The organism is Stutzerimonas stutzeri, assembly GCF_000590475.1.
In the GTDB taxonomy this organism is placed as follows: domain Bacteria; phylum Pseudomonadota; class Gammaproteobacteria; order Pseudomonadales; family Pseudomonadaceae; genus Stutzerimonas; species Stutzerimonas stutzeri_D.
In genome coordinates, this window is the sequence record NZ_CP007441.1 from 1,797,549 (window position 1) to 1,810,543 (window position 12,995).

Consider the following 12,995-nt stretch of genomic DNA (forward strand, 5'->3'; position numbering starts at 1 on the left):
GCAAGGTAGTCGGGGCCCGGGTGCGGCCCCACGTACCGTCTCGTCCGGCGTGACTGTCAATGGTGCTGATGCCCTGAAGCCGGAGCGTGCGTTGGCGTTGATACGTCATGGCCCATCAGCCATTGTTGATGCGGGCCCGGGAATGTCCACACGCCGAACAGAATGACCACGATGCCGCCGAGCACTCGCACGCCACGTTTACGCAGCACCGCAGTAAGGCGTTCGGCTGCCAGCCCGGTTGCCAGCAGGACGGGCCATGTGCCGATACCGAAAGCCAGCATCAGCAGCGCGCTGTCCACAGCATCACCCTGGCTCGCGGCCCACAGCAAGGTGCTGTAGACCAGCCCGCAGGGCAGCCAACCCCAGAGGGCGCCGAGCAGCAGCGCCCGTGGCAGGCTCCTGACCGGCATGAGGCGACTGGCGAACGGCTGAATGTGGCGCCATAGCCCACGTCCTAGTGCTTCGACACGCGTCAGGCCGCTCCACCAACCTGCCAGATACAGTCCCATGCTGATCATCAGGAGGGCAGCTACGACTCGCAACGTCATGGCGGCAGGGCTGTTGGCAACTGCCCAGCCGGCCAGCCCGATGAGCAGCCCTGCAGCGGCATAGCTGAGAACACGGCCAAGGTTGTAGGCAAGCAACAGGCGCAGGCGTCTACCGCGCTGTTCCGCAGGGATCGCTATGGTCAAGGCTCCCATCAATCCGCCGCACATACCCAAGCAATGCCCACCGCCCAACAGGCCGAGTACCAGGGCCGATACCAGCAGCGGCAACAGTTCAGCCACGATCGGATTTTCCTTCGTCGCTGCCTTTGTCGGCCTGTTCGATGCCGGCGCGATGCTTGGGGTCTTCCTCATCGAACAGGATGCTATGGGCGGGGCCGTCCAGATCGTCGTACTGGCCGCTGTCGACCGCCCAGAAAAACACCCAGATGGCCAGCGCGACCAGCACCACGGCGACGGGAATCAGAATATAGAGCGCGGCCATAGGGGTCTCCAGTAGGGTACGGCAAGGGCGAGTCGGCGCTGACGTACAGCGTTTATCCTACGCCAGGCAGCGCGGGTTGTCGGGGCGTCGGCGGATTGGGCAGGCGGGTCAATCGCAAGGCATTCAGCACCACCAGCAGCGAACTGGCCGACATCCCCAGCGCCGCCCATAGCGGTGTGACCCAGCCGATCGCGGCGAACGGAAGGATCAAACCGTTGTAAAGGCTCGCCCAGGCAAGATTCTCGACGATGATTCGACGACTGCGGCGTGCCACGGCGAACGCCAGCACCAGACTGTCAAGACGATTGCTGAGCAGGACCGCGTCCGCGCTGGTCTTGGCCAGATCGGTCGCCGAGCCCATGGCCACACTGATATTCGCAGCAGCCAGCACCGGCGCGTCATTGACGCCGTCGCCCAGCATCAGCACGCGACGGCCTTCGGCTTGCAGTTGCTGCAGATGAGCGAGCTTGTCGGTCGGGGTCATCCCGCCGTGGGCTTCTGCGATGCCGAGTTGTCGGGCGACCTCGCCGACCATTGGCGAGCTGTCACCAGACAGCAGAACTGTTTTCCAGCCACGCTGCTTGCACGCATGCAGCAGTGCGGGCGCGTCGTCGCGCAGACGATCCTGAAGCACCAGCCACGCCAGTGGTCCCTGCGTGTCGCCCAGCAGCAGCCATTGGCCCTGGTCGCCGGGTATGGCGGGGGCAGTGCCGGCATAGCCGGCGGCAACGAAATCGGGCTGACCAATGCGCAGGATGCGTCCGTCGACCGAGCCCTGCAGACCCAGCCCAGGGATGCTGTCCACTGCATTGGCCGCTTGTGGCGCTCGCCCGAACGCTCTGGCGATCGGGTGTTCGGAACGATTCTCCAGGGCAGCGGCCAGGGCCAGGCAGGCGTCGACGTCCAATTCGGTCAAGGGGCGAACCTCACTCAGGGTCAGGCGCCCTTCGGTCAGAGTACCGGTCTTGTCGAAGATCACCGTGTCGATGTGATTGAGCCCCTCGAGGACGTGCCCGCGGGTAAGCAATAGCCCGAGTCGATGCAGCGTTCCGGTGGCTGTGGTCAATGCAGTTGGGGTCGCCAACGACAATGCGCAGGGGCAGGTGGCAACCAGCAAGGCGAGAACAATCCAGAACGCGCGTTGCGGGTCGATCTGCCACCAGACGAAGCCGACGACGGCAGCGGTCAGCAGTACGATCAGCAGAAACCACTGTGCGACCCGGTCGGCCAGCTCGGCCAATCGCGGTTTGTCCGACTGAGCGCGCTCCAGCAGACTCACAATAGCGGAAAGGCGGGTGCTGTCACCCAGAGCGCTCACTTCTATGATCAAGCTACCTTCGACGTTGAGGGTGCCGGCGGTGACGGCATCACCGGTGCTTCGCGTCTGCGGCAGGTATTCCCCGGTGAGGACCGATTCGTCGATGCTCGATTGCCCGTCGACGATACGCCCATCGGCCGGGACCAGCGCACCTGGATGCACCAATATACGATCGCCGAGCTGCAGCTCGCTGAGCAGGATGCGCACCGTTTGGCCGTCTTCGACGAGCTTCAGGCAGGACGCTGGCAGCAGGTTGACCAGCTGCGCAGTCGCCGCGGCGGTGCGTTCCCTGGCACGGCGTTCAAGGAAGCGTCCGGCGAGCAGAAACAGCGCGAACATGCCCACGGCGTCGAAATACAGATCGCCCTGGCCTGTCACGGTCGACCAGATTCCGGCGACGTAGGCGCCGCCGATGGCCAAGGACACCGAGACATCCATGGTCAGGTGGCGGGTGCGTAGATCCCGCAGCGCCCCCTTGAAAAAGTCGGTGCAGCAATAAAAAACGATAGGGGTGGTCAGCAGCAGGGCGGTCCAGCGAAGAATGCTGGCCATGCCAGGCGAGAGGTCGATGTTGAACTCGGGCCAGGTCGCCATGGTTGCCATCATGACCTGCATCCAGAGCAACCCGGTCACACCCAGCTGACGCATGCTGCGGCGGTTTTCCTGTGCAAGGCGCTCCGCCGCCTGGTCAGCCTGGTAGGGATGCGCGGCGTAACCGATGCGTCGCAGTTCGGCGAGCAACTCGCTGAGCGGTAGGGCGGCATCGCTCCAGCGGACCCGCAGGCGATGATTGGACAGGTTCAGGCTCGCCTCGGCAATTGCGTCGAGTCCGCGCAGATGTTTCTCGATCAGCCAACCGCAGGCGGCACAGCTGATGCCTTCGATCATCAGGGAGGTGCTGGCCAGTTCGCCTTCGTGCTGCACGAATGGCTGCTGTACGTCCTTGCGATCGTAGAGGGCCAGCTCTTCGGTGAGTGCCTGTGGCAGAGCGGCGGGATTGATAGAGGCATCGCTGCGATGCAGGTAGTAGCTCTCCAGGCCGCCTTGAACGATTGCTTCTGCGACCGCCTGGCAGCCTGGGCAGCACAGCGCCCGCTGCTCATTGAGCACGCGGGCGCGGAAGGCGCTGCCAGCTGGAACTGGAAGTCCGCAGTGATAGCAGGGAGTAGGGCTCGCCATCGACCGATCAGTGGCTCAGCTTGAGCGTCTGGCCGCTTACGATTTCCTTTTCCTGGAACAGGCGCCAGTCCTGATCGCCCTCGCGGCCGAGCAGCTCGACGAAACGTCTACCGGTGACCGGCTCTTGCATTTGCCCCTGGTAGAAACCGTCGCCTTGGGGCTGGAGCACAATGCGGCGATCACGCTCGGGTTGAGTGGGAGAGATCAGATTGAGCACCAATTGCTGCGGCCCGCTATGACCGCTCAGTTGCACCTCGGCCAGCCCTCGTTCGTCGTTGAGGACGATCGTTGCCTGCATTTGCAGACGCTCGGCGAGCTTCTCGCGCTCCAGCGACTGGTTGATGCCCTTGCCGGCATCGTAATAATTATCCGAGACCAGGGTGTCGGAATTGCGAATTGCGATGGTCAGCATCGAGGTGCCGAGGACGACCGAGAGCAGCAGGATGCCAATGACGAACCAGGCCCAGAACTGGGTATACCAACGGCTGTTTTCGAGGTCGGGATTGCTCATGTGCTACCTGTTCAGCGAATGCTAGGGCCGATAAAACGGCTCTCAGATTCGTCTTCAATTGCGGGGTCGTCTGCCGATTTGATGTGGAAGACGATATCGTTGGTGCTCGATGGAAGCTGTTCCGGTGCGACCGAAAGCTCTACCGGAACGGTAACCAGCTCGCCAGCTGCGGCGTGGATCTCGTTGCGTCCTTCGTAGCGCAGACCAGCCAGTCCGGTGGCTTCGATGATGAAGATCTGTTCGTTCTGAGCCTTGTTCATTACCTTCAGCGTATAGACGTTTTCTATCCGGCCTTGCTCGTTCTCGCGATACAGCACGCGATCCTTGAGCACATCCAGTTTGACCAGAGAGCGATCGGTGACCGCATAGGCGAACACACCCATCATGGCGATCAGCGCGACGGCATAACCAATCAGCCGCGGTCGCGCGAGCCGGGTTTTCTGTCCGGACAGGTTGTGCTCGGTGGTATAGCTGATCAACCCGCGTGGGTAATTCATCTTGTCCATGATGGTGTCGCAAGCGTCGATACAGGCGGCGCAGCCGATGCATTCGATCTGCAGGCCGTCACGGATATCGATGCCGGTCGGGCAAACCTGCACGCACATCGTGCAATCGATGCAGTCACCGAGACCCATGGCCTTATAGTCGGCGTCCTTCTTGCGTGGCCCACGGCGCTCGCCGCGGCGCGGGTCGTAGGAGACGATCAGCGTGTCCTTGTCGAACATCACGCTCTGAAAGCGCGCGTAGGGGCACATGTAGATGCACACCTGCTCACGCAGATAGCCCGCGTTGCCGTAAGTGGCGAGGGTGAAAAAGCCCACCCAGAATGCCGCCCAGCCGCCAACCTGAAGCGTGAGCAGATCCGGCACCAGTTCGCGGATAGGGGTGAAATAGCCGACGAAGGTGATACCGATCGCCAGTGAAACACCGAGCCATATCGAATGCTTGGCCAGCTTGCGCATGAACTTGTTGCCACTCATCGGCGCCTTGTCGAGCTTCATCCGCTGGTTGCGATCACCCTCGGTAACCTTTTCCGCCCACATGAACACCCAGGTGAACACGCTCTGGGGGCAGGTATAGCCACACCAGACGCGACCGGCAAATACAGTGATAAAGAACAGACCGAAGGCACAAATGATCAATAGCGCGGAGAGCAGGATGAAGTCCTGAGGCCAGAAGGTTGCGCCGAAGATGTAGAACTTGCGCTCGGGCAAATCCCAAAAGACCGCCTGACGACCGTTCCAGGTCAGCCACACGGTTCCGAAATAGAGAATGAACAGCAGCGCGCCGCCGACGAGTCGCAGATTGCGAAACAGGCCGGTGAAGGAGCGGGTGTAGATTTTTTCGCGAGCAGCGTAAAGGTCGGAAGACGAGGCGACCTTGGCAGGAGGGGTTACATCATGAACGGGGATTTGCTCGGACATCGAATACGTACCACGGCGGAGGGTGAGTGTCCCGGTCGATACGTGCCGGCCGGGATCTTTTGCTTACCTGCTGCGAATGGTACGCCTCGATAGTTGATATCAGGTGCGACCGTCGGTCGCGCCTGAACAGTCGGATCAGTTCTCCGACTTTTGCGAGAGGCTGTACACGTAAGCAGCCAGCAGGTGCACTTTGTCATTGCCAAGGTGGTCTTGCTGGGCTGGCATGCGCCCGTTACGACCGTAGCGAAGCGTTTGCTGAATCTGCCCGAAGCTCGAGCCGTACAGCCACGTGTTGTCGGTCAGATTGGGCGCGCCCATTGCCTGGGTGCCTTTGCCTTCTGGACCATGACAAGCTACACAGTTCGTCGCGAAGATTTTTTGACCTTGCTCAATATCGGCGGTGATTCCCTCAGGAACGTCACGACCGGACAGGCTTCGAACGTAACCGGCAACGTTGCGAATGCCTTCCTCGCCCAACACGTCGCGCCAGGCTGGCATGGCTGCCTGACGGCCGCCCATGATCGTGGTCTTGATGGTTTCAGGCGCACCGCCATACAGCCAGTCGTTATCGGTCAGGTTGGGGAAGCCATAGGCACCCTTGGCGTCGGAACCGTGGCAGACGGAGCAGTTGGACGCGAACAGACGTCCGCCCATCTTCAGGGCTTGGGGATCCTGGGCAACCTCTTCGACCGGCATCGCGGCGAACTTGGCGTACAGCGGACCGTATTGCTCGTTGGCCTTGTCCACTTCGCGCTGCCATTCCTTGACTTGGGTCCAGCCACCTTCATAGCCCGGCAGCAGACCTTTCCAGTTGCCGAGGCCCGGGTATAGGGCGAGATAGCCAAGGGCGAAGATCACGGTGGCGACGAATAGCATGAACCACCAGCGTGGGAGCGGGTTGTCATACTCCTCGATACCGTCGTAGGAATGGCCGACGGTTTCTTCCGTACTGTCGCCACGCTGTCCCTTGCGGGTCGCAAGCAGCAGCCAGACCAGGGCCGCAATGGTACCCAGGCTCAGCACTGTGATGTACCAACTCCAAAACGTGGTCATTTATTTCTTACTCCTGGAAGCTTCTTCATCACGCTTCTTGGTATCGGGCTCATCTGCGAAGGGCAGGTTGGCGGCTTCATCGAAGCTTTTCTTGCGCTTGCTGCTGTACGCCCAGAGCACGAGGCCAACAAAGGCGACGAATACCAAAATGGTGCCCAGACCGCGGAGAGTCCCGATTTCCATGGTGCGTTACCGTTTGTTGGTGAGGGATGTGCCAAGGCTTTGCAGGAAGGCGACAAGGGCGTCCATTTCGGTTTTGCCCTTGACGGCATCCTTGGCACCGGCGATGTCTTCGTCGGTGTAAGGCACGCCGACGCTGCGCAGGGCAACCATCTTGTCGCCGGTGTGTTTGCCATCCAGCTTGTTCTCTACCAGCCAGGGGTAAGCCGGCATCTTCGACTCGGGCACCACGTTGCGCGGGTTGTACAGGTGCGCGCGGTGCCAGTCATCGGAGTAACGGTTGCCGACACGGGCCAGATCCGGACCGGTGCGCTTGGAGCCCCACAGGAACGGGTGGTCGTAGACGCTCTCGCCAGCGACCGAGTAGTGGCCGTAACGCTCAGTCTCGGCGCGGAACGGACGGATCATCTGCGAGTGGCAGCCAACGCAACCTTCGCGAATATAGATGTCGCGACCTTCCAGCTGCAGCGCGGTGCGAGGCTCCATGCCTTCAACCGGCTCGTTTACCGCATCCTGGAAGAACAGCGGGACGATCTGAGTCAGACCGCCGATGCTCACCGCAAGGATCATGAACAGGGTTAGCAGACCGACGTTCTTTTCAAGTATTTCGTGGTTCTTCATTTATCCGTTCCCTCAGGCGATCTGCGCAGCGGCTTCGAATTCGGCCGGCTTGGCGGCGCGCACGGTGCGCCAGGTGTTGTAAGCCATCAGCAGCATGCCGGTGAGGAAGAATGCACCGCCCAATGCACGGACGATGTAGCCGGGGTGACTGGCTTCCAGCGCTTCGACGAAGGAGTAGGTCAAGGTGCCGTCTTCGTTGATCGCACGCCACATCAGGCCCTGGGTAATGCCGTTGACCCACATCGAGGCGATGTAGAGCACGGTACCGATAGTTGCCAGCCAGAAGTGGGCGTTGATCAAGCCGATGCTGTGCATCTGCTCGCGAGCGAAGACCTTGGGGATCAGGTGGTACATGGAACCGATAGAGATCATCGCGACCCAGCCAAGGGCGCCAGCGTGAACGTGGCCGATGGTCCAGTCGGTGTAGTGGGACAGCGCGTTGACGGTCTTGATGGCCATCATCGGGCCTTCGAAGGTCGACATGCCGTAGAACGCCAAGGAGACGACCAGGAAGCGCAGGATCGGGTCGGTGCGTAGCTTATGCCAGGCGCCCGAGAGGGTCATCATGCCGTTGATCATGCCGCCCCAGCTCGGGGCCAACAGGATGATCGACATCACCATGCCCAGGCTCTGTGCCCATTCCGGCAATGCGGTGTAGTGCAGGTGGTGCGGACCGGCCCAGATGTACAGGGTAACCAGCGCCCAGAAGTGCACGATGGACAGGCGATAGGAGTAGACCGGACGGCCAGCCTGCTTGGGTACGAAGTAATACATCATGCCCAGGAAGCCGGTGGTCAGGAAGAATCCAACCGCGTTATGCCCGTACCACCACTGAATCATCGCATCGGTCGCACCCGAGTAGATCGAGTAGGACTTGAACCAGCTCACCGGTACTTCCATGTTGTTGACGATATGCAGCATCGCCGTCACCAGGATGAAGCCGCCGTAGAACCAGTTGCCCACGTAGATATGGGAAACCTTGCGCTTCATGATGGTGCCGAAGAACACCACTGCATAGCTGATCCAGACGACTGCCAGCAGGATATCGATCGGCCATTCCAGCTCGGCGTATTCCTTGGAACTGGTGAAGCCCTGTGGGAGGGTGACCACAGCGAGGAGGATTACCGCCTGCCAGCCCCAGAAAACGAAGGCCGCGAGGCCATCTGAGAACAGCCGGACCTGGGACGTGCGCTGTACCACGTAAAAAGACGTGGCCATCAGGGCGCAGCCGCCGAAGGCGAAAATGACCAGGTTGGTGTGCAGGGGACGCAGGCGGCCGAAGCTGGCCCACGGCAGGTCGAAGTTCAACTCGGGCCACACCAGCTGTGCGGCGATGAACACACCCATCCCCATTCCGAGGATTCCCCAGACCACCGTCATGATGGCGAACTGGCGAACCACCTTATAGTTATATGCAGTCTCACTTATTGCTGTGCTCATGCAAGGCTTCCACGCTAAATGGCATATCAAGGGGCAAAAACGGCGGCAAGTATGGAGAAAGGAGGGGGGCAATGCAATCGACGCCCGGGCCATCTCGTGCCGTTCGGACCCTGATTCCAGGCGTTTTCCATGCTTTTTGCAGGGTCGTTTATCACATCATGCCGATGTGCTGAATCGAGGGCTTCGCCTTGTAGTTCTGCGGGGGTTCGGCGAGTGGGGAAGACTATAGAAGTAGTCAGGCTGAAGGGCAAAGATGGCAGCGGCCGGACGGTCTGCGACAGAGCGTCGCACGGTGGCATTCCCGAGCAAAATTTGATCGGTAACAGGGCGGTACGGCCATACCGCCCTGTAAGGCTCTACTGTTTCGCCAGGCGTTCTGGCTGCTGCGAGAGGCTGTACACGTAAGCAGCCAGCAGATGCACTTTGTCGTTGCCCAGGTACTGTTTCTGCGCCGGCATCTGACCGTTGCGTCCGTGACGAATGGTCTGTTGCAGCTGCGGCAGGCTCGAGCCGTAGATCCAGCCCGCGGGTTTCGCCAGGCTTGGCGCGCCCAGCGCGGCCGTGCCTTGTCCGTTCGCACCATGGCAGACCGAGCACGTCTGCGCATACACCTCGCCACCTGCTGCGATATCCGCATCGCTGCCTTCCGGCAGAGGCAGACCGGCCAGATCAGCGCGCACGTAGCCCGCAACGTTCTTCACACCTTGTTCACCGATGACCTGACCCCAGGCGGGCATGGCCGCAACGCGACCGTGCAGGATGGTGGTTTTGATGGTTTCGGCATCCCCGCCCCAGCGCCATTCGCTGTCCGCCAGGTTGGGGAAGCCGTTCGCGCCTTTGGCATCTGAGCCATGACAAACAGCGCAATAGTTGGCGAAAAGGCGGCCACCGATCTTCAGGGCTCGCTCATCCTGGGCGACCTGAGCAACTTCCATGGCTGAGTATTTGGCGAAGATCGGACCGAACTTCGCTTCAGCTTGGTCAACTTCGCGCTGCCATTGCTTGGTCTGTGTCCAGCCATCTTCATAGCCCGGCATCACGCCTTTCCAACTGCCTAGTCCCGGGTAAAGCACCAGGTAGAAAATGCCGAACACCAGCGTGCCGATGAACAACAGGAACCACCAGCGGGGCAGCGGGTTGTCGTACTCCTCGATTCCATCGAAGGAATGACCCATTGTCTTGTCGGTCGTGCCAGCCGACTCTCCCTTGCGGGTCGCGAAGATCAGCCAGAACAGAGCGACAATGGTGCCCAGCGTCAGCAGGGCGATGTAACCACTCCAGAAAGCGTTCATGTGTGACTCCTGGACAGCCCGAACGCTCGAACTGCCCTCGATGTTGGATCTCTGACGGCTGCTGCGGCAGCGCGCCGTTTTCGATAGCCCGGTATCAGCGCTTGTTCTGCAGCGCGGTGCCGAGCACCTGCAGATAAGCCACCAGCGCGTCCATCTCGGTCTTGCCCTTGACCGCGGCTCCGGCAGTGGCGATGTCCTCGTCGCTGTAGGGCACTCCAACGGCGCGCAGTGCCTTCATTTTCTTGGCGGTGTCCTGGCCATCCAGGGTGTCCTCCACCAGCCACGGGTAGGAGGGCATCTTCGATTCGGGCACGACGTTGCGCGGGTTGTAGAGATGCGCCCGGTGCCAGTCGTCGGAATAGCGGCCGCCGACGCGAGCCAGATCCGGACCGGTGCGCTTGGACCCCCACAGGAACGGATGGTCATAGACGCTTTCGCCCGCTACCGAGTAATGACCGTAGCGTTCGGTCTCGGCACGGAACGGCCGGATCATCTGCGAGTGGCAGCCGACGCACCCTTCACGGATATACAGGTCACGACCTTCCAGCTGCAGCGCGGTGTAGGGCTTCATACCTTCCACCGGCTCGTTGACCACGTCCTGAAAGAACAGCGGAACGATCTGAGTCAGGCCGCCGATGCTCACCGCGAGTGCCATGAACAGGGTCAGCAGACCGACGTTCTTTTCAAGTATTTCGTGCTTCTTCATGGTCGGCTCCTCAGGCGATCTGCGCGGCGGCTGCGTATTCGGCTGGCTTGGAGGCACTTACGGTGCGCCAGGTGTTGTAAGCCATCAGCAACATGCCGACGAAGAAGATCGCGCCACCGATCATGCGTACCACAAAGCCTGGATGGCTCGCTTCGAGCGCTTCGACAAAGGAGTAGGTGAGGGTGCCGTCTTCGTTGATTGCACGCCACATCAGGCCCTGCGCGATACCGTTGACCCACATCGAGGCGATGTAGAGCACGGTGCCGATGGTGGCCAGCCAAAAGTGGGCGTTGATCAAGCCGATGCTGTGCATCTGCTCGCGAGCGAAGACCTTGGGGATCAGGTGATACAGCGCGCCGATGGAAACCATGGCAACCCAGCCGAGGGCGCCGGCGTGAACGTGGCCGATGGTCCAGTCGGTGTAGTGGGAGAGCGCGTTGACGGTCTTGATGGCCATCATCGGACCTTCGAAAGTCGACATGCCGTAGAACGCCAGGGAGACGACCAGGAAGCGCAGGATCGGGTCGCTGCGCAACTTATGCCAGGCACCCGAGAGGGTCATCATGCCGTTGATCATGCCGCCCCAGCTCGGTGCCAGCAGGATCAGCGACATCACCATGCCGAGCGACTGCGCCCAGTCCGGCAGTGCGGTGTAATGCAGGTGGTGCGGGCCGGCCCAGATATACACAGTGATCAGTGCCCAGAAATGCACGATCGACAGGCGATAGGAATACACCGGACGCTCGGCCTGTTTGGGCACGAAGTAATACATGATCCCGAGAAAACCGGCGGTCAGGAAGAAGCCCACCGCGTTGTGGCCATACCACCACTGGACCATGGCGTCGGTCGCGCCGGAATACAGCGAATAGGATTTCATCGCGGTGACCGGCACTTCCAGGTTGTTGACCACGTGAAGCAGCGCAACGGTCAGGATGAAGCCGCCGAAGAACCAGTTACCCACATAGATGTGCTTGACCTTGCGGGTGGCCAGGGTGCCGAAGAACACGACCGCGTAGGACACCCAGACGATGGTGATCAGAATGTCGATCGGCCATTCCAGCTCGGCGTATTCCTTGGAGCTGGTGTAGCCCAACGGCAGGCTGATCGCCGCCAGCAGGATGATCAATTGCCAGCCCCAAAAGGTGAAAGCCGCCAACTGGGGCGCAAATAGCGTGGTCTGGCAGGTGCGCTGGACGGAGTAGTAGGAGGTCGCGAACAATGCGCAGCCACCAAAAGCGAAAATCACCGCATTGGTGTGCAAAGGCCGCAAGCGACCGAAGCTGGTCCAGGGGAGGTCGAAGTTGAGAAACGGCCAAGCCAATTGCGATGCGATGAGAACGCCGAGCCCCATCCCGACGATTCCCCACACCACCGTCATGATGGCGAATTGGCGGACCACCTTATAGTTATAGGCGGTACTGGTTGCTGTGTTCATGTATGGGCTTCCATCCACGGTAGTGAGCATGTTTTTGTTGCGCTGAGCGGGCATTTCTTTCATTCGAAAGCGGGGGTAAGGATGGGCAAAGGGCAAATGGCCGGTATTGACGCCGATCAATACTCACAGGGCGATGAAATTCCGTTCGTCAGAGGCGATCATCCGCCGGGCGGGGCTTATGCCAACCTTATCCTGGCGCACGGTGCAGGTGCTCCGATGGACAGTCCGTTCATGCAGCAGATGACCGAGCGGCTTGTGGCGCGTGGCGTGGCGGTCTTGCGCTTCGAGTTCGCCTATATGGCCGAGCGGCGTGCGACCGGGCGCAAGCGTCCACCCAATCCGCAGTCGCAGCTGTTGCAGCAGTGGCGCGAGGTATACCGGTCGGTGCGTCAGCAAACCGCAGGGCGCTTGGCGATTGGTGGCAAGTCGATGGGGGGACGGATGGCGAGCCTGCTGGCCGACGAACTGGAGGTCGATGCGCTCGTGTGTCTGGGGTATCCCTTCTACGCCGCGGGCAAGCCAGAAAAGCCCCGCGTGGCGCATCTCGCCGAGCTCCGCACGCCCAGCCTGATCATTCAGGGCGCACGCGATGCTTTGGGCGATCGGGATACTGTCGCCAGCTATTCGCTGTCGCCGGCGATTTGCATGCACTGGCTGACGGCCGCCGACCATGATCTCAAGCCGCTCAAAAAGTCAGGGCTGACCCACGAGCAACACCTGGACAGCGCGGCGGGCGTTGTCGCGGCATTCTTGCACCGTCCCTGATTAATCAACGGTCGCACAGCAGAACGCCCGCTGCAGCAGTACTGCAAGCGGGCGTCTAGCGTGGCCGCAGGGCTTGGGTCA

The 12,995-nt window shown here is 61.0% G+C and carries 13 protein-coding genes; 1 reads left to right on the forward strand and 12 read right to left on the reverse strand.

What is annotated here, in order from left to right; translation table 11 throughout:
• Positions 1–56: 56 nt before the first annotated feature.
• The 12 genes from CH92_RS08430 to ccoN (CH92_RS08485) all read right to left on the reverse strand — a co-directional run bounded on the left by CH92_RS08430 (position 57) and on the right by ccoN (CH92_RS08485) (position 12,149).
• Positions 57–788 (reverse strand): sulfite exporter TauE/SafE family protein, encoded by a 732-nt coding sequence (locus CH92_RS08430; protein WP_025241335.1) that lies wholly within the window; start codon positions 786–788, stop codon positions 57–59.
• Entirely contained in the window at positions 781–990 is a 210-nt protein-coding gene (ccoS, locus tag CH92_RS08435; RefSeq protein WP_025241336.1) for a cbb3-type cytochrome oxidase assembly protein CcoS, read from the reverse strand. Before ccoS ends, CH92_RS08430 begins: the two co-directional genes overlap by 8 nt.
• 52 nt (positions 991–1,042) lie before the next feature.
• Positions 1,043–3,487: a heavy metal translocating P-type ATPase gene (locus tag CH92_RS08440; RefSeq protein ID WP_025241337.1), complete on the reverse strand. Its 2,445-nt coding sequence runs from the start codon at positions 3,485–3,487 to the stop codon at positions 1,043–1,045.
• A 7-nt stretch (positions 3,488–3,494) separates the two neighbouring features.
• Positions 3,495–3,998: a FixH family protein gene (locus CH92_RS08445; RefSeq protein ID WP_025241338.1), complete on the reverse strand. Its 504-nt coding sequence runs from the start codon at positions 3,996–3,998 to the stop codon at positions 3,495–3,497.
• A gap of 11 nt (positions 3,999–4,009) precedes the next feature.
• Positions 4,010–5,422, reverse strand: a complete 1,413-nt coding sequence (ccoG, locus tag CH92_RS08450; protein ID WP_025241339.1) for a cytochrome c oxidase accessory protein CcoG — start codon at positions 5,420–5,422, stop codon at positions 4,010–4,012.
• A 135-nt stretch (positions 5,423–5,557) separates the two neighbouring features.
• Complete coding sequence (gene ccoP, locus CH92_RS08455; protein ID WP_025241340.1) at positions 5,558–6,475, reverse strand: cytochrome-c oxidase, cbb3-type subunit III; 918 nt, start codon at positions 6,473–6,475, stop codon at positions 5,558–5,560.
• Positions 6,476–6,658, reverse strand: a complete 183-nt coding sequence (locus tag CH92_RS08460) for a CcoQ/FixQ family Cbb3-type cytochrome c oxidase assembly chaperone (protein WP_025241341.1) — start codon at positions 6,656–6,658, stop codon at positions 6,476–6,478.
• A gap of 6 nt (positions 6,659–6,664) precedes the next feature.
• On the reverse strand, positions 6,665–7,276 hold the full coding sequence (gene ccoO / locus CH92_RS08465) for a cytochrome-c oxidase, cbb3-type subunit II (RefSeq protein WP_025241342.1): 612 nt from the start codon (positions 7,274–7,276) through the stop codon (positions 6,665–6,667).
• 12 nt (positions 7,277–7,288) lie between these two features.
• Positions 7,289–8,716 carry a cytochrome-c oxidase, cbb3-type subunit I gene (ccoN, locus tag CH92_RS08470; protein WP_025241343.1) on the reverse strand — a complete coding sequence of 476 codons (1,428 nt, stop codon included), beginning with the start codon at positions 8,714–8,716 and terminating at the stop codon, positions 7,289–7,291.
• Between the two features lie 356 nt (positions 8,717–9,072).
• Positions 9,073–10,008 carry a cytochrome-c oxidase, cbb3-type subunit III gene (gene ccoP, locus CH92_RS08475; RefSeq protein WP_025241344.1) on the reverse strand — a complete coding sequence of 312 codons (936 nt, stop codon included), beginning with the start codon at positions 10,006–10,008 and terminating at the stop codon, positions 9,073–9,075.
• Positions 10,009–10,102: 94 nt separating this feature from the next.
• Complete coding sequence (gene ccoO / locus CH92_RS08480; RefSeq protein WP_025241345.1) at positions 10,103–10,714, reverse strand: cytochrome-c oxidase, cbb3-type subunit II; 612 nt, start codon at positions 10,712–10,714, stop codon at positions 10,103–10,105.
• A 10-nt stretch (positions 10,715–10,724) separates the two neighbouring features.
• Positions 10,725–12,149, reverse strand: coding sequence for a cytochrome-c oxidase, cbb3-type subunit I (gene ccoN / locus CH92_RS08485; RefSeq protein WP_025241346.1), 1,425 nt, complete (start codon positions 12,147–12,149; stop codon positions 10,725–10,727).
• Positions 12,150–12,230: 81 nt separating this feature from the next.
• On the opposite strand from ccoN (CH92_RS08485), the gene CH92_RS08490 reads away from it, so the two are divergent.
• Positions 12,231–12,914, forward strand: a complete 684-nt coding sequence (locus CH92_RS08490; RefSeq protein WP_025241347.1) for an alpha/beta family hydrolase — start codon at positions 12,231–12,233, stop codon at positions 12,912–12,914.
• Positions 12,915–12,995 lie beyond the last annotated feature (81 nt).